The sequence below is a fragment of the Mycobacterium venezuelense genome, from assembly GCF_054919535.1.
This window is the reverse complement of the sequence record NZ_JBONDW010000010.1, coordinates 1-19,096: the sequence shown is the minus strand read 5'-3', so window position 1 is coordinate 19,096 and position 19,096 is coordinate 1. Positions and strand designations below refer to the sequence as shown.

Here is a 19,096-nt window from a genome sequence, read left to right as displayed (position 1 = left end):
GTAATGCAAATACCACCGGTGTCGACGCGGAACGGAAGTAACGATTTGACCCGCGTCAAGGGAAATTCACCGCTCCGTTCGGCACGTGCCGATCGGCCGTTGTCCAGCCCGGCGGTCACCGGCCGGTCATCGTTTCCACTCCGGGCGAGAACCTGTCCAGCAAACGAATTTTCAGGCATCCAGACGTACGAACCCGCCGTGCCGATACCGCTCGACGCACGCCGCTCGCCTGACCTTGCCGCTTGTCGTGATGGGAATCGAACCTGGTTGCACCAGAACCAGATCCGCGATGCCGAGGGCATGGGAGTTGAATACCGCCGTTGACACCGCCCTCTTGACGGTCGACAGGTGCTCCATTCGATCCTCGTGGGACTCGGCCCGCTGCCTGATTTCGAGGATCACGACGAGCTTCTCGGTCGAGCCGTCCGGAACCGCGATGGCCGCGCACCGACCGTGGGTGATCTCCTGGATGGTGGCCTCGATGTCGTCGGGCGAGTGGTTGCGCCCATACACGATCAGCAGATCCTTTATGCGGCCGATGACGAACAACTCGTCCTCGGAGAAGAAACCCGAGTCTCCCGTCCGCAACCACGGACCTTCCGGTGTCCCGTCCGACGGCGCGACGAGAACTCCGCCGAAAGTACTCTCGGTCTCCTGCGGTCTGCGCCAATAGCCGGTCGCCACGTTGTCGCCGTGTATCCAGATCTCACCGACGGTTCCGGCCGGACACTCGCGGCGGGTCTCCGGGTCCACGATGCGGATCACCGGCGCATGCGGTGCACCGTAACTGACCAGCGGCGTACCGCCGGCGCCGTCGCAGCGCTGCGCGGTGCCCGCGGTCAACTTCTCCGAGTCGAAGCGCACGATCACCGGCCCATGGTCGGGCGCGCGGGTCGCCGCGTACACCGTTGCTTCGGCCAGCCCATAGGACGGCCGGATCACCGATTCGGGCAGACCTAACGGCGCGAAACGCTGCGTGAACCGCTGCAGGGTTGCGGGATGTACCCGTTCACTGCCGGTGACGATGACGAGCACATCTGAAAGGTCGCCTCCGGCCAGATCTTCGTCCGAAGTTTTCCGTACCGTCAATTCGAATGCGAAGTTCGGTGCGGCGGTATATCCCCGACTATTCTCGGCCAGCAATTGCATCCACCGCGCCGGCCGTTGCAGGAACGCCACCGGACTCGTGAGCACGGCGGGAACACCGGACAGAACCGGTGCGCAAACTCCGAGATACAAACCCATGTCGTGGTAGAACGGCAGCCAGGACACCAGAGTCGCGTCGGGTGGGACGACATTTCCGTAGTCGGCGAAGTAACCCGCCATGAGTTGTTCGAAATTGGCCAGCAGATTCCGGTGCGACATCATGACCCCGGCCGGCTGGCGGGTCGACCCGGACGTGTATTGCAGATAGGCCGTATCCGGCCGATCCCGGCTCACGGAAACCGATGCCGTCGGGGCGTCCAGATCCAGCGCATCCACCTCGACGATCGCCGGAACCGTCACACCGGGTTGCGAGGTGACGTAATCGCCGACGGCGCGTGCGGCCGCCGACGTCGTGAGAACGACGGTCGGGCTCGCGTCCTGCAGCACCGAACCGACACGCTCATCGGTGACCCCGCCCAGTGGAACCGACAGCGGCACCGCGATGCGTCCCGCCTGCATCGCACCGAGAAAGGCGACGATGTAGCCGAGGCCCTGCGGAGCCAGGATCAAGGCGCGGTCGCCCGCAGACCCGCAACGCTCGAGCTCTCGTGCGACGTTCAGCGTCCGCCGGTAGAGCTGCGCGAACGTCAGGCTCTCCGCAACACCGGCCCAGTCCTGCTCGTAGTCGACGAATGTGACCGCAGTGTCGTCGCCTTGCAGGCCGGCACGCTCGCACAGCAATGTCAAAAGCGACGTCTCACCCACGCGCGTCAGAGTAACTCCGCGATCGCTGACATATACCGGAAAGAGCCGCAAACTCTGTCCCCTTTTGACTGCGAATTACACGCGCGTCATATGCATTTGCTCACGCCACGGCATCCAAAAGGTCATGTGCCGGTATCACCGAATTTGGGCAACCCGGCAACGCCACGGTGGGCGGCTCAGCACAAAGTATTTGAAATCGTCGGTATTTTCCGGCTGGATCGGCCGGATTCCGGGACAGCGGAACGTGGCGAATTTACCGTTGGTCGTTGTACTGCCCGCTGCCGTGCGCCGAAGCCATCCTTGTAGCGGTCAGGCCGCCGTAATGCCTGCGGGAGGAGGGCACATGGCTCCGTCGGGGAATCTGCACGATCCGGGATCCGCCAAACCCGTCACCCCGGTTGCCGTCATCGGGATGGCCTGCCGGCTTCCCGGTGGCATCGACTCTCCGCAACGTCTTTGGGAGTCGCTGCTTCGGGGTGAGGACCTGGTCACCGAGATCCCGCCGGACCGCTGGGATCCCGACGAGTACTACGACCCCGAACCCGGTGTGCCCGGGCGTTCGGTCTCGAAGTGGGGTGCGTTCCTCGACGACGTTGCGGGATTCGACTCCGAATTCTTCGGGATCAACGACCGCGAGAGCACCGCGATCGACCCCCAGCACCGGTTGCTGCTCGAAACCTCGTGGGAGGCCATGGAGCACGCCGGTCTCACCCAGGAATCGCTGGCGGATTCGCTCACCGGGGTGTTCGTCGGATTGACCCATGGCGACTACCAGATGCTGGCGGCCGATGCCAAGGCGTTGGAAGCCGCATACGGCTTCAGCGGCAACAACTTCAGCTTGGCATCCGGCCGGGTCGCCTACGCGCTCGGAGTTCACGGTCCTGCGCTCACGGTGGACACCGCGTGTTCGTCCGGCCTGACGGCGGTGCACCTGGCCTGCCGCAGCCTGCATGAGTGCGAGAGCGATCTCGCGTTGGCCGGTGGTGTGACATTGATGTTGGACCCGCGCAAGTTCGCGTCCGGCTCCGCCGAGGGAATGCTGTCGCCGACCGGGCGATGCCACGCCTTCGACGTCGCGGCCGACGGGTTCGTGTCGGGCGAGGGATGTGTCGTGGTCCTGCTCAAGCGGTTGCCGGATGCGATCCGCGACGGGGACCGGATCCTCGCCGTCGTACGCGGCACGGCCGCCAACCAGGACGGCCGCACCGTGAACATCGCGACTCCGTCGGACATCGCGCAGACGGCGGTCTACCGAGCGGCACTCAACGCGGCCGGTGTGGATCCCGCCACCGTCGGGATGGTCGAGGCACACGGCACCGGAACACCGGTGGGCGACCCGATCGAATTCACCAGCCTGGCCAAGGTGTACGGCGTCGACGGCCCGTGCGCGCTGGCATCGGTGAAGACGAACCTCGGGCATGCCCAGGCCGCCTCGGGAGCTGTCGGCCTCATGAAGGCGATCCTCGCGCTACAGCACGGCGTGGTACCGCAGAATCTGCACTTCACTCGCCTGCCAGATCAACTCGCCAAGGTCGAGACGAACCTCTTCGTACCCCATGAAGCCACGCCATGGACCACCAACGGCAATCACCCGCGGCGGGCCGCCGTCTCGTCATACGGGATATCGGGAACCAACGTGCATGCCATCGTGGAGCAAGCCCCCGAAGCCGCACGGGCAGAAGAGGTCTCAGGCGGGACGCCCATGGCGCCGCCCTCGCTGTTCGCGTTGTCGTCGACCTCCGCCGACGAACTGCGGCGCACCGCAGGCCGGCTCGCTGACTGGCTGGGTATCCGTGACGACATCGCATTGCCCGACGTCGCCTACACCCTGGCGCGCCGGCGTGTGCACCGGCCGGTGCGCACCGCCGTGATCGCAAGCAGCAGAGCCGATCTCATCGGGGCGCTGCGCGACGTCGCCGAAGGAGACAGTCCGTATCCAGAGGCAGTCGGTCGCGGTGACCGCGGCCCGGTATGGGTGTTCTCCGGGCAAGGCTCACAGTGGCCCGCGATGGGAGCCGAATTGCTGGCGACCGAACCGGTGTTCGCTGCGACGGTCGCACAGGCCGAACCGGTCATCGCGTCGGAATCCGGGTTCTCGGTGACCGAGACGATGTCGGCACCGGAGATGGTGAGCGGTCAGGAAAGGCTGCAGCCGACGCTGTTCACCATGCAGGTCGCCCTCGCCACCACCATGAAGTCCTATGGTGTGCGCCCCGGCGCGGTCCTCGGGCACTCACTCGGCGAGGCCGCGGCAGCAGTCGTCGCAGGTGCGCTGTCACTCGAAGACGGGTTGCGCCTGATCTGCCGCCGCTCCCGGCTCATGTCGCGCGTGTCCGGTCACGGCGCGACGGCGGCGGTGGAACTTCCTGCCAAGCAAGTGCTTTCGGAACTGACCGCACGCGGTATCAGCGACGTCGTGGTGGCTGTGGTCGCCTCTCCGCAGTCGACGGTGATCGCCGGTGCCACCGAGACCGTTCGCGATCTGGTCGCGGGCTGGGAGCGGCGCGAGGTGATGGCTCGCGAGATCCCCGTCGACGTCGCCTTCCATTCTCCCCAGGTTGAGCCGATCGTCGACGAGTTGGCGCAGGCGCTCTCAGATCTCGAGCCGATGACACCGGACATACCCTTCTACTCGGCGACGCTGTTCGACGCCCGCGAGCAACCGCTGTGCGACGCCCGCTACTGGGTGGCCAATATGCGCCGGATGGTGCGGTTCGCCACAGCGGTGCAGGCCGCCATGGAGGACGGCCACCGGGTGTTCGCCGAACTGTCCCCGCACCCGCTGCTCACGCATGCGCTCGAGCAGACCGCCCGCAGCCGCGAAACTCCGATCGCCGCCCTGGCGGCAATGCGTCGCGGACAGGCCATGCCGAACGGATTGCGGGGATTCCTGGTGGATCTGCACAGTGCCGGGGCCGCGGTCGACTTCGCCGTCCTCTACCCGTCCGGGAACCTCGTCGACACCCCGCTACCGACATGGACACACCATCCGCTCTGGCTGACCGCCGGTGTGAATGACTCGCCCACTCACGGCGGCTGCACCATCGCCGTCCATCCGCTGCTGGGGCCGCACGTACGTCTCCAGGAGGAGCCCGAGCATCACGTGTGGCAGGCCGATGTCGGTACCTCCGCCCAGCCCTGGCTCGCCGACCACCGGATACGTGGTGTCGCAGTGCTTCCGGGCGCGGCGTATTGCGAGATGGCTCTCACGGCCGCCCGCACAGTCTTCGGCGAGGCATCGGAGGTTCGCGACATACGCTTCGACGAGGCTCTCCTGCTGGACGAACAGACCACGGTCGGCATCTCGGCCTCGGTGTCATCGCCCGGCATCGCGGGATTCACGGTGGAGACCAATCGCGACGGCGAGCTGGTGCGCCATGCATACGCCGCACTGCACGCCGAGGAGGACGAGCAGCCGCCCGCATACGACATTCCCGGCCTTCTCACCACGCATTCGCGGGTTCAGGACGGCGACGCGCTGCGTAACCGCATGGCCCATAACGGCATTGAGCACGGGCCCGCCTTCGCCGGTCTGGGGAAAGTCCACATCGGCGACGACGATGCCCGCACCGTGCTCGCCGAGGTCGCGCTGCCCCGCTCGATCCGCTCACAGCAGGATGCCTACGGCGTGCACCCCGGACTGTTGGATGCGTGCTTCCAGTCCATCGAAGCCGTCCCCGAAATCCAGTCCGTTGGTGGTGAGATGGTGGCGCTTCCAGTGAGTGTCCGACGGCTTCGCGGCTACGGTCCGGCCCGCAACGCGCACTACTGCTATACGCGGGTGATCGAGGTCGACGCGGCCGGGTTGGAGGCCGACATCGATGTGCTCGACGAGGACGGTGCGGTGCTGCTCAGTGTGCAGGGACTGCGGCTCGGAACCGGCAGCTCCGGAAGCGGGCACGACGAACGCGTGCTGAGCGAACGGCTGCTGGCCATCGAATGGCGGCGACGGGACCTGCCGGAAGTGGAATACGCCGAGACCGGGTCCTGGCTTCTGATCCGCGACAGCATCGGTGCGGACACGGTTGCCGATGAGTTAAGCGGGATTTTGAAAGACTTAGGGGCGCAGTGCACATGCATAAACTGGCCCCATCAAGCCGACGACGCGCCAAACCGCGAAGCACTCGAAAACCTCCTGCGTGCGAACCGATTCACCGGCGTCGTCATCATCACCGCGCCGAGCGAATCCGCACCCGACCGCCAGTCACCGCAGCTGGGCAGCGAATACGTGCGCGATCTCGTGCACATCGGCAGGGAACTGCCGCTGGTCCGCGGTGATTTACCCCGCCTGTATGTGGTGACTCGCAATGCCCAGACCGTGGTGGCCGGTGACGTGGCGAACCTGGAACAGGCCGGGCTGCGAGGTCTGATGCGCGTGATCGGGACCGAGCAACCGCATCTGGGCGCCAGCCAGATCGATCTGGACGAAGCCACCGAAGTCGAACACCTGGCGCGTCAGCTGCTCAGCGGATCCGATGAGGACGAGACCGCATGGCGAGACGGGCAGTGGTACACCGCCCGGTTGTGCCTCGCTCCCCTGCGGCCGGATGAGCGGCAAACCACCGTCGCCGATCACGAGCGCGAGAGCGTGCGCCTGCAGATCCGTACGCCAGGAGACCTGGAGACGATGGAACTCGTTGCCTGCGACCGAGTTCCACCGGGTCCCGGGCAGATCGAGGTCGCGGTCACCACCTCGAGCGTCAACTTCGCCGATGTGCTGGTCGCCTTCGGCCGGTACCCCGCATTCGACGGTCAGCTCCCGCAGCTCGGCATCGACTTCGCCGGTGTCGTGACCGCGGTCGGGGCAGGTGTGACCGAACACGAAGTGGGCGATCGCGTCGGCGGTCTGTGCGCCGACGGCTGCTGGGGCACGTTCGTCACGTGTGATGCACGCCTGGCCGTCAGCCTTCCGGCCGGCCTGACCGAGGCCCACGCGGCCGCATTGACCATCGCGACCTCCACCGCATATCACGGCCTCCACGACATCGCCAGGATCACCGCCGGCGACAAGGTGCTCATCCACTCCGCGACAGGTGGGGTCGGCCAGGCCGCGATCGCGATCGCCCGCGCGGCAGGAGCCGAGGTTTTCGCCACCGCGGGTAGCAATGAGCGTCGACAACTGCTGCGGGACACGGGAATCGAACACGTATACGACTCCAGAACCTTGGACTTCGCCGATCTCGTGCGGGCTGACACCCACGGATACGGCGTTGACATCGTGCTCAACTCGGTCACCGGCCCCGCCCAACGTGCGGGTCTCGAATTACTGGCATTCGGCGGACGATTCGTCGAGATCGGTAAGCGCGACATCTACGGCGACACCCGGCTGGGACTGTTCCCCTTCCGGCGCAATCTGTCGTTCCATGCCGTCGACCTGGCCTTGATGTCTCACAGCCACCCCGAACGGCTCCGAGAGTTGTTGACGACCGTCTACCAGCTCACCGCCGACGGCGTGCTGCCCACGCCGGAATGTACGCATTACCCGCTCTCCGACGCCGCCGACGCGATCCGGATGATCGGCGGTGCGCGTCATGTCGGCAAGCTGGTGCTCGACGTGCCGCACACCGGTTCCAGTCGCGTGGTGGTGCCACCGGCACAGGTCCGGACTTTCCGCAATGACAGCGCATACATCATCACCGGCGGACTCGGCGGCCTCGGGATGTTCCTGGCCGAGAAGATCGCCGCGGCCGGCTGCGGCAGGCTGGTGCTGTCCTCACGCACGCAGCCGGCTCGGCACGCACTCGAGCGGATCGCCCGTATGCGGGCGGCCTGCGTCGACGTCGTCGTCGAGTGCGGTGATGTCGCGAACGCAGGCACAGCGGAGCGGCTGGTGGCAGCAGCGACCGCGACCGGGCTTCCGGTTCGCGGTGTGGTGCATGCGGCAGGCGTGATCGAGGACGCCGCGCTGACCAACATCACCGACGACCTCATCGAGCGGGACTGGGCGCCAAAGGTGCACGGTGCATGGAACTTGCACAAAGCCTTGCAAGATGCCGGTATCGATTCATTGGACTGGTTCTGCTCGTTCTCGTCGGCGGCTGCGCTCGTGGGATCGCCAGGGCAGGGTGCCTACGCTGCGGCCAACAGCTGGCTGGATGCCTTCAGCTCGTGGCGCCGCGCTCAGGGCCTGCCTGCCACGACGATCGCGTGGGGAGCGTGGGCGCAGGTCGGTCGTGGCGCCGAGCTGGCCGAAAAGTCGGACGCGGGAATCGATCCGGACGAAGGGGCATACGCGTTCGAAGCGCTCCTGCACCATGACCGCGTCTACACCGGTTACGCGCCGGTCTCCGACGCCCCGTGGTTGACGGCATTGGCCGAACGGAGTCCGTTCGCCGAAGCGTTCCGGCATACCGCCGACAACTCGATGGGCACAGCGAAATTACGGGCCGAGCTCGGCGAGCTCCCACCAGAAGAGTGGACCGCCCGCTTGCAGTCGGTGCTGTCGGACCAGATAGGACTGATTCTGCGCCGCAGCGTCGATCCCGATCGCCCCCTCTCCGAGTACGGCATGGACTCGCTGGGCGCATTGGAGCTGCGTACACGCCTGGAGACTGAAGTGGGCGTGCGTATCTCGAATTCCGACATCACGACCGTCCACGGTTTGGCGGAGCTGCTGTGCGAGAAGTTGCGACCGGCGCAGACCACTGAGACACCCACCACCATGAGGTATTAGTCGGAGAAGAGCAGCCATGGAAAGCCTCTCGGTCCCGAGCAACATCGCAGACATGCCGCGCGGCGGACCCGATGCCTCGTGGCTGTCCCGTCGTTTACAGACCGAGAGGCTCGAATACCTTGACCGCGACGACGTCGACGACCGGAAGCGCAAGGTCATCGAGGCACTCGACCGCGGGGGGCGACGAAAACGGTTCGGTACCTACGAGAAACACGCCAGGCTCGCCCTAGCCGAACTGCCGGATCACGAAGCACCGAAGATCCTCGAGCTCGGGTGTGGACTGGGCGGGTTGTCACGCAAGCTGTTGGAAATCCACCCGACAGCTCACGTCACCGTCACCGATATCGATCCGATGTTCGTCGCCGACATCGCCGCCGGGGACCTCGGCAGTCATCCACGCGCGACGGTCAGGGCCATGGACGCCACCGCGATCGACGCGCCCGACGGGCATTACGACCTTGCCCTGCTGGCGTTGTCGCTGCATCACCTGCCGCCCGAACGGGCCGCGCGAGTGTTCGCCGAAGGCACGCGGGCGGCGGACAAGTTGTTGATCATCGACGTCCGCAGACCGTCACCGCCATTACATGCGGCGATGTTGGCCGCGTTCATGCCGCTCGTTCGAGTACCCGCAGTACACGACGCCGTCATCAGCGGGCTGCGGGCGTACAGCCCGTCGGCACTGCGAACGCTTGCCGGCCATGCCGATCCGGACATCACGCTCGAGTTCCGGACCCGACGCACCGGCCCGACAGTCGTGCTCGCCAGCCGCCGCCGAAGACCTGACCAGACCGCCGAACCGGACAGCGACGGCGGCGGCTGACAAGCAGCTAACCAGTATTCGAGGGGAGAACTGGCCGAACACGACTACCCACAACAGAAGCTGACCACCGCACCGCGCAAGTTCGCAGTATTCACAGTGACTTTCGCGGCTGAATCGTCGCGTGTTCCAATACCGGAGGAATGTGAAAACAATGTTGCGACAAGCCGAATAGCAAACAGACAAGGAGGTAGTATTCCGCTCATGTGGGGGCCATTGTTCGTGCTGGCGCTGTTGACAACGGTCAACCCCGTGCGTCTCGGCATCATTCTTCTGGTGCTCTCTCGACCACGCCCCATGCAGAACCTGCTCGCCTATTGGGCCGGCGCCCTGATCATCGGCCTTGCCACCCTGCTGATTCCGCTGATCCTGCTGCATTCGACACCGGCGTCGGCAGGTTTCGCGAGAGATTTCGCACATCCGACAGCCAATCCCGCAGCGCAGCGGACGGCGATCGGAATAGGCGTCGCCCTTATCGCGGTCGCGGCACTGATGGTGGTGCGCTTGATGGTTCGGACGCCGAGCCGCAGCCGTGCCCCGTCGACATCGGACCGGAGCAGCACCGCCACGACTTCGACGCTGGTGCTCGATCCGGCTGCACCGCCTGTGATCTCCCGCCTGCTGCAGCCCGGACCAGAAGGCGCGACGGAAGGCGGGTCCGCAGCTCGACGGCTACTCGGCCGTGCGCGCCATGCCTGGCAGAACGGATCCCCATGGATTGCGTTCGTCATCGGCATCATTGTGCTGCCGCCGCTCGACGGGGTCATCTTTGCGCTCGCCATCATCGTGGCATCGGGCGCGGCGCTCGGAGTACAGGTCGGCGCCGTGATCGCTTACATGATCGGCGTTCTGGTGATCGAGGAGATCATCCTGGTCAGCAACGTGGTTGCCCCGGCGAAGACCCAGGCGGCACTTCGGCGTCTGCACGACTGGGCACAGGCCCACCAGCAGAAGTTCGTGGCAGCCATCTTGGCCGTCGTGGGTTTGTCGCTGGTGCTGCGCGGTGTGGGAGGCCTGTGAGCGGGAGGCCGTTGTCCTTGCACCACAATTGATTGGCCCACCGCTCGGCGATGCGCCGGGTATCCTTCTGCCCTGTCTGTAAAGGTTCGTTCAGTCGGATGGGATCACATGTCTGCACGCGTCGAGCAGTTGGAGTTTCAAGCGGAGGCCCGCCAACTGCTGGATCTATTGATCCACTCGGTGTACTCCAACAAGGACTCCTTTCTGCGGGAGCTGATCTCGAATGCGTCCGATGCACTCGACAAGCTCCGCCTCGAGACACTACGGAACAAGGAGCTCACCGTCGACGCATCCGATCTGCACATCGAGATCGAGGTGGGGCACGATCCGCGCACGTTGACGGTGCGCGACAACGGCATCGGCATGACCCACGAGGAAGTCGTGGATCTCATCGGAACCCTCGCGAAGTCGGGGACGGCCGAGCTGCGAAAGCAGCTGCGTGAAGCCAGGAAAGCCATTGCTTCCGAGGACCTGATCGGTCAGTTCGGGGTCGGTTTCTACTCGGTGTTCATGGTGGCTGACAGGGTTGAGTTGCTGACTCGCAAAGCCGGTGAGAGCGGTGCGACTCGGTGGGTGTCGAGCGGCGAGGCCACCTACACGATCGAATCCGTCGATGACGCTCCGCAGGGAACGTCTGTCACGTTGCACCTCAAACCCGAAGACGCCGAGGACGAGATGCATGACTACACCTCGGAAGCCAAGATCAGGGAGTTGGTGAAGAAGTATTCCGACTTCATCGCCTGGCCCATCCGGATGCAGGTCGAGCGACCGGCCGATGCGGGCGGTGAGGAATCGGCGGCCACCGAGACACTGACCCTCAACTCCGGCAAGGCATTGTGGGCGAAGTCCAGGGACGAGGTCTCCGAGGACGAGTACAAGGAGTTCTACAAGCACATCGCGCACGCCTGGGACGATCCCCTCGAGATCATCGCGATGAGGGGCGAGGGCACCATCGAGTATCAGGCGCTGTTGTTCATTCCCTCGCACGCTCCGTTCGACCTGTTCATGCGGGACGCCAAGACGGGGGTGCAGTTATACGTCAAGCGAGTGTTCATCATGGGCGACTGCGACCAGCTCATGCCAAGATACCTGCGCTTCGTCAAAGGCGTCGTCGACGCACAAGACATGTCGCTCAACGTTTCTCGGGAGATTTTGCAGCAGGATCGGCAGATCACCGCGATCCGCCGCAGGCTCACCAAGAAGGTGCTCTCGACCCTGAATGATCTTCACACCGAGCGGCCACAGGATTACCGCTCATTCTGGGCGCAATTCGGCGCGGTCGTCAAAGAGGGCTTGATGTCGGACCACGACAACCAGGACATGCTCCTTCGGCTGTCGTCCTTCGAGTCGACGCACAGCGCTGAAGAACTCACCACACTCGCCGAGTACGTCGAACGCATGAAGGGCGGTCAAGAGCAGATCTTCTATGCCACCGGACCGTCCCGTGACCAACTGCTGAGTTCCCCGCATCTCGAGGCGTTCAAGGCCAAAGGCTACGAGGTGCTGCTGCTCACCGACCCGGTCGACGAGATCTGGGTGGATTCCGTACGCGAGTTCGACGGGAAACCACTGCAGTCAGTGGCAAAAGGCGAGGTTGACCTCGGCTCTGACGACGACAGCGACGAGCACGCCGCCGAGCGCGAAGAACGGGAACGCAGTTTCGCCGGCCTTCTCACCTGGCTGAAAGATACGTTGAGCGATCACGTCTCGGAAGTCCGACTGTCGACCCGGCTGACCGCGTCCCCGGCCTGTCTCATCACGCCTGCCTTCGGCATCACACCGGCACTCGCACGCATGTACCGCGCCTCCGGCCAGACGATCCCCGCCGGGAAGCGAATTCTCGAGATCAACGCCGACCATCCGCTGGTGACCTCGCTGCAGCGGGCGCACGCTGAGCGCGGCGACGATCCGGCACGACAGCAGGAATTTGCCGAGACCGCCGAACTGCTCTATGGCACCGCACTACTGGCCGAGGGCGGCGAGCTCGAAGATCCGGCACGATTCGCTGCGATGCTCGCCAACCGGCTTGCTCGCACGATCTGAGCCCGATTGTCGAAAACGCTCCTAGGCTCGGTGCGGACAGCGGTACGCTGTTAGCTGAAAACGCATGGTCCGGCATTGGAGGATCCATGAAAACCGTCCTCAAAATGCTGGTATCGGGTTCTCTCGGGCTCGGCGCGTTCGGCTTGCTCCTGTTTGCCTCCGCGGGCACCTTCGACTACTGGCAGGCGTGGGTGTTCCTGGCCCTGATCGGGATCTCAGGATGGATCTCGAGCATCTATTTCCTGCGCACGAATCCCGCGGTGCTGCGGCGGCGCCTGCCGGCGGCCGAGACCCGCGGGCCGCAGAAGGTCATCTCGGTCGTGGTCTTCTTGTTGTGGGCGGCGATGCTGGTTGTCAGCGCCCTCGACCACCGCTTCGGTTGGTCCGAAGTTCCCATCGGAATTTCGTTGGCCGGCTTCCTACTCGTCGTCCTCGGAAGCGCGGCAGCTGCGCTGGTCCTCGGACAGAACAACCACGCTGCCGTGACCGTCCGGGTAGAGGCAGGCCAGCAGCTCATCTCGACCGGGTTGTACGGCCTGGTCCGACATCCGATGTACTCGTGCAACACGTTTCTGCTTTTGGGCACGCCCCTTGCCCTCGGTTCGTACTGGGGACTCGCGTTCGTCATTCCCGGCCTGCTGGTGTTCGCCTTGCGTATCCGCGATGAAGAACAGCTGCTGCAGCACGAGTTGGCCGGATACGACGCGTACATGCAGAAAGTTCGCTATCGCTTGGTTCCCGGCATCTGGTGACAGACTCACGCCACCCGATCGACCGGCAGGCAGGCGATTCACCCCTCCAGTGACCGCCGGAGTCGTTCACCGAAATCACTCAGCGATGCACTGGTGAACATCTCGAAATGCGTGCAGTCGACCGAATGCGCGGTGATGTCACCCGACACACACCCGCGCCAGCTCTTGACATGCGACCGGATCGCCATGCGGTTCCTCAGTCCGTGCCATCGCTGCCACATCCTGGGGCCGCGGTTCTCGTCGTTGCGATGCCGGGCGGCTGAGAACAGGACGATGTCGCCCTCGAATACACCGGGTACGTGATCCAGCAGTGCCAGCTGGTTCGCGTTGAGGCTGTGAACCATGTATTCGACGAGCTGACGAGGCGGCGGCGCCAATCCCGGCATTCCCTGCTTCCGGATCATATTCTCGACCCGTTGATAGGTCAGCGGCCGCCAATGCGGCCCTAACTCAACGTGATTGGTTCTCAGCAGGTAGTCAAGAACCTGCCCCTCGGCCAGAGCGCGATTCCGGGCGATCGTCCGGTTGGCACCTGCCGCGATTCTGCTCGTCGTACGCAAAGCGGCGTCCAGCAATACGAGGCGTTGCACTTCGCATCCGCGTCGCTGCAGTTCGACTGCGAGCGCGTGGGCCACGACACCGCCGAACGACCACCCGAGAAGTTTGTACGGCCCATCGGGATGCAGCGCCTGAATCCGGTCCGCATACGTCTCGGCCATCCGTCGTACCGACCCGAATTCCCCTTCGTCGCCTTGCCACACCTGATTGATCCCGATGATGGGGCCGTCGAAGTAGTCACCGAGCGCTCGGTACGTCCAGCTCAGCCCGAACCCGTCATGGATGCAGCACAGCGGAACACCGGTGCCGTCCCTGAGGATCTCGACCGGGACAACTTCGTCGGTGTTGTCGGTCTTGCCTACTTGCCTGCCAAGGCTTCTCACGGACGGAGCGTCGAATATGGTGCGCACCGGCAGCTGGGCGTCCATCACCTTGTTCACCGCGGCGATGACCCGCATGGCTGCCAGTGAGTCACCGCCGAGATCGAAGAATGAGTCGTCCACGCCGACCTGTTCCAGACCGAGAACGTCGGCGAAGATGCCGGCCAGAACATTTTCTGTGACAGTTTCCGGTGCCCGATATCGGGCTGTGCCGTATTCGGGTGCAGGCAGTGCGCGGGCATCGAGTTTGCCGTTGGGCGTCAACGGTAGTGCATCCAACACCATGACCGCGGCCGGAACCATGTAAGCGGGGAGCCGCTCGGCCAACGCGGCCCGCATCTGATCCGAATCAGCGCTGCCGGCAATCGATTCCGTGACGTAGCCCACGAGGCGCTTGTCGCCCTGGCGATCTTCCCTGGCGATCACCACGGCCTGGTCGACGCCCGTCAAATCGGCCAGAGCCGTTTGGATTTCGCCGAGTTCGATGCGGTACCCACGGATCTTGACCTGCTCGTCGGCGCGGCCGAGGTATCGCAACTGCCCATCCGCACCCCACGAAACCAGATCACCCGTGCGGTACATCCGGGTTCCGGCCGCTTCTTGTCCACCGAACGGACACGCAACGAATCGCGACCCCGTCAGCCCGGACCGGCCCACGTAACCTGCCGCTACCCCGCGACCGGCCACATACAGCTCACCGACCACCCCGGCAGGCACCGGCCGCAGCCACTGGTCGAGAACGAACAACGCGGTCGTCGCCACCGGGGCACCGATAGGCACGACCCGCGTACCGGCCATGTCGGCGGTGTTCAACGGCACACTCATCGAGGCATATACGGTGGCCTCGGTCGGGCCGTAGGCGTTGATCACCGCCCGCCCCGGCGCCCACCGATCCACCACCTCGGCGGGACATGGCTCGCCGCCGAGAAGCAACGCTGTCTGGCTCAAGCCGTGTGGCGAGAGTGCGGCCACGGCCGACGGGGTCTGGGTCAGCACATTCACCCGTTCGGCCACGAGCAGCTCATGGAAATGTTCCGGTGAGCCGACCACGTCTTCGGGCACCACCACGAGCCGTCCCCCGGTCAACAGCGCAGCCCAGATTTCCCACACCGAGAAGTCGAACGCATACGAATGGCATTGTGTCCAGGCCTGGACCGCGGGAAGGCCAACGGGCATCGAGGCCGCGAGGTGGGTCAGGTTGTGATGGGTGACTGCAACACCTTTCGGAGTGCCGGTGGTGCCCGAGGTGTATATCAGATAGGCGATATCGTCGCCTGCGGGTTCCGGCAGACCCGCGCCCGGATAGCTGCCGATGCGCGGGTCGGCGACATCGATGACAGCCATATCGAAACCGGTCAGGCGGCCGGCCAGCTCCGCGGAGGTGATTGCGGCCGCCGGGGACGCGTCCGCCACCATGAACGCTATGCGCGCGTCGGGATGCGCAGGGTCGACTGGCAGATAACACGCCCCGGCCTTCAGCACCGCCAGCATCGCCACGATCGCGTCGGCGCATCTGTTGAACATCAGCGCCACGCTTTGTCTTGGGCCGATGCCACGGTCGACCAGCAGGTGCGCCAACCGGTTCGCCGCCTCGTCGAGTTCCCGATAGGTCATCGAGCGGCCCGCGTAGGTCATCGCCGTCGCGTCCGGCATACGCGCGACCTGCTGCGCGAACACGCCGGGAACCGACTCCGGCTCAACCGGTCTGGTCAGCGCGGCACAGTTTCCGATCTCGTTCAGTCGGGCATGCTCGCCTTCGTCGAGCACGTCAACCGACGAAAGCCGCCGGTTGACGTCGGCGGTCAACGCCGCGACCACTCGCTCCAGGCGCTCGACAAGGGCCTGGATGCTTGCCCCCTCGAACACGTCCGTGCGGTACTCAACAGACCCGCCGATGCCATCGGGTTCACCTACCGCGGTCCAGCGTTCCTCAAACGAGAACGCAAGGTCCATCCTCGCCGACTGAGTGTCGGCGGTCAGCGGGGTGACGCGCAGATCGCTCAGCAGAGACATGTCGGCCGGGTCGTCGTCCTGAGCGGCGAAATTCTGCCAGGCGAACATCACTTGGATCAGCGGGTGATGTGTCAAGCTGCGGCTCGGGTTCAGCCGGTCCACCAGAACCTCGAACGGCACGTCCTGGTGCTCGTACGCGGCCAGGCTCCGTCGGCGTACCTGTGACAACAGGTCGGCGAACGTGAAGTCTTCGTCCAGTTCGACTCGCAGCACCAAGGTATTGACGAAGAAGCCGACGAGATCGTCGAGCGCGGGATCGCGCCGGCCGGCGATTGGGAAACCGACTGCCACATCGCTGCTGGCGCTGAGCTTCGAGAGCAGCACGGCGAGCGCGGCCTGCATCACCATGAAGCTCGTCGCATCGTGGTCGCGGGCCACCCGCGCGACCTGCTGCTGCAATTCCGACGACCACGACACCGCTACGCTCGCGCCCTGGTAGTCCGCCTCCGGCGGGTAGGGCCGGTCGGTGGGCAAATCGAGGCGTTCGGGCAATCCACTCAGTGCTCGCTCCCAGTACGCCACCTGTGCCGCGATCGGACTGCCGCTGTCGGTGAGGTCTCCCAATTGCTCACGCTGCCATAGCGAGTAATCCACGTACTGCACGGGTAGCGGCTCCCACGCCGGTGCGTATCCCGCGCACCGGCCCGCATACGCCAGGCCCAGGTCACGTGCGAGCGGCCTGATCGACCAACCGTCGGCGGCGATGTGGTGTACCACCACGACCAGCACGTGCTGATCCTCGTCGGTCCGGAGAAGCGTTGCCCGTAGCGGTATTTCGGTAGACAGGTCGAAAGTGTGCCGCACTGCGCCGTCAACCGCCGAAGCGAGCCGCTCGGCAGACCACCCGCTGGCGTCGATCACCTGCCAGCCGAGATCCGCCCGCTCGGCCGGTACGACCACTTGCTGAGGGACTCCGTCAGGTGCGGCGAAGATGGTCCGCAGGCTTTCGTGCCTGGCCACGACATCGCCCAGCGCGAGTCCCAGTGCGTCGGTGTCCAATGGCCCGCTGATCCGATAGGCGGTCGGCATGTTGTAAACCGGTGAAGGGCCCTGCAATTGGTCCAGGAACCACAACCGCTGCTGCGCATAGGACAACGGCACGACTGGGGGACGTTGTTGGACGGTCAACGCTGCGCCTGGCCGTTCTTCGGCATGCGCGGTGATCCACTCCGCCAGCTCGGCAACGGTGGGGGCGTCGAACAAGGCCCGGATCGGGACATCGGTATCCAGCTCGGCACGGATTCGCGCGACCAACCGCGTCGCGGACAGCGAATGGCCGCCAAGGTCGAAGAACCCGTCATCGATGCCGACGCGTGTGACGCCGAGAACCTCGCCGAACAGCCTGGCCAACAGGCGTTCTCGCCGATCACGCGGTGCCCGATACACAGCCCCGCTCGTGAACTCCGGGGTAGGCAGCGCCCGGCGGTCGAGTTTGCCGTTCAGCGTCAGGGGCAGCGAATCCAAGATCATGATCGCCGCGGGCACCATGTACTCCGGCAATTTCGTGGCCGCAAAGCTGCGCAGCTCTGCGGCGCGTTCGATCGCCGATGGATCGTTGACACAGCCGGCAAGCGATTTTACCGGCGTGTTCGGCAGGTAGAGGTCCGAAAGCACCTGCGGGGAATCGTTGGTGGTGTAGATGACATCGACCAGACCGGCGGTCGGCGACAAGGTCACCGCTGTGGCGTAGCCATGTTCCTCGCCGATCAGATGACACTGGTGCGGTAGTACGGCATCGGTTTCCGTGATGGCCGCACGTAATTCGGCTATCGTCGTTCGCCCGTCAGCCTGGGCAAGCGCTTGTACCATCGCCACATCCGGCCACGTTCCGGCGTGCGGCACACCGGTGATGCGCAGTGCCGGTGGCCGCTCCGACTGCAGGTGATCGCCCACGCTTGCCAGGGTTCCGAATCGTTGCCAGGGCTCTGACGGCAGGGATGCAACAGAATGCGCAGCCACCGGTGCCTTGTGCAGCACCACCTCATACCGGTAACCACTGAGTTCGTTGACGGCGTGCATGCGCTTCAGCTGCACATCGACCGCGGCGACATCGGAGAGGTGTTGTGGCAGCGCCGCGAAGAACTCCGGCGCCAACAACAGTTCCTGCTCGCTCAGCATTTCGCGGCGTACCCGCTCACGTACCGCGTCCGCAGTGTCCTCGCCGTCGGCCGCACCGTCGGCTTCGGCACACACCACCCCGGCGGTGAACTCGCGCAACAACGACAGGTTGCGCACATCGCCGATGAACAGGGCGCCGCCGGGCGCCAGCGCCCGCATCGCAGCCGCCAGCACATCGAGCAGATACCCGGCGCTGGGGAAGTACTGGATGACCGAATTGAGCACCACGACGTCGAAGTGGCCCTGCGGCAATCCATCGACGACATCGGCAGGCTGCACTTGCAGCCGCACGCGGTCGGCCCACGGCTCTGCCGCCACCGCCGACTGCAGCGTTTCGATCGTAGGCGCCGAGAAATCCGTGCCCCAATACTCGACGCACTCCGGGGCCAGTTTCGCGAGTAACAATCCCGACCCCACGCCGATCTCCAGCACCCGTCGTGGGGTCAATGCGAGGATGCGGTCCACTGCCGCAGAGTGCCATTCCCGCATCTGCTGCAACGGAATCGGCTTGCCGGTGTAGCTGCTGTTCCAGCCCCCGAAGTCCTCCCCGAGTTCGGTGCGGCCCCCTGCCGTGAACGCCTCGCCGGAATACAGGCCCTGATACACGCCCTGCCACTGCTCGACCAGTTTTGCTTCTCGCTCGGGTTCCCGAACGAGCATCATCTCCGGATCGAGCACGACATAGGCCACCAACTGTTTGTCGGCGGTCTGGTCGCGGGGCCCCAAACCGGACATGGGGGTGTGAGTGACAGTCACCGCATGCGACACGCGCGGATGCGCGCTCAAAACGGCGCCTATTTCACCGAGTTCG

General features: G+C 64.9%; 7 protein-coding genes. 5 read left to right on the top strand and 2 right to left on the bottom strand.

Annotated elements, in window-relative coordinates; all coding sequences use genetic code 11:
- Positions 1 to 171: 171 nt before the first annotated feature.
- Positions 172 to 1,911, bottom strand: coding sequence for an AMP-binding protein (locus ACRCUN_RS17685; RefSeq protein ID WP_462142933.1), 1,740 nt, complete (start codon positions 1,909 to 1,911; stop codon positions 172 to 174).
- Positions 1,912 to 2,254: 343 nt separating this feature from the next.
- On the opposite strand from ACRCUN_RS17685, the gene pks2 reads away from it, so the two are divergent.
- From pks2 to ACRCUN_RS17660, 5 genes are all read left to right on the top strand, one after another.
- Entirely contained in the window at positions 2,255 to 8,584 is a 6,330-nt protein-coding gene (pks2, locus tag ACRCUN_RS17680; RefSeq protein ID WP_462142932.1) for a sulfolipid-1 biosynthesis phthioceranic/hydroxyphthioceranic acid synthase, read from the top strand.
- 16 nt (positions 8,585 to 8,600) lie between these two features.
- Positions 8,601 to 9,404: a methyltransferase domain-containing protein gene (locus tag ACRCUN_RS17675; RefSeq protein WP_462142931.1), complete on the top strand. Its 804-nt coding sequence runs from the start codon at positions 8,601 to 8,603 to the stop codon at positions 9,402 to 9,404.
- 201 nt (positions 9,405 to 9,605) lie between these two features.
- A complete protein-coding gene (locus ACRCUN_RS17670) occupies positions 9,606 to 10,421 on the top strand; it encodes a GAP family protein (RefSeq protein WP_462142930.1) in 816 nt (271 codons plus the stop codon).
- 108 nt (positions 10,422 to 10,529) lie between these two features.
- On the top strand, positions 10,530 to 12,464 hold the full coding sequence (htpG, locus tag ACRCUN_RS17665) for a molecular chaperone HtpG (RefSeq protein WP_462142929.1): 1,935 nt from the start codon (positions 10,530 to 10,532) through the stop codon (positions 12,462 to 12,464).
- Positions 12,465 to 12,550: 86 nt separating this feature from the next.
- Positions 12,551 to 13,216, top strand: coding sequence for a methyltransferase family protein (locus ACRCUN_RS17660; RefSeq protein WP_462142928.1), 666 nt, complete (start codon positions 12,551 to 12,553; stop codon positions 13,214 to 13,216).
- Positions 13,217 to 13,254: 38 nt separating this feature from the next.
- On the opposite strand, the gene ACRCUN_RS17655 is transcribed toward ACRCUN_RS17660, so the two are convergent.
- Complete coding sequence (locus ACRCUN_RS17655) at positions 13,255 to 19,020, bottom strand: non-ribosomal peptide synthetase (protein ID WP_462142927.1); 5,766 nt, start codon at positions 19,018 to 19,020, stop codon at positions 13,255 to 13,257.
- Positions 19,021 to 19,096: the final 76 nt, after the last annotated feature.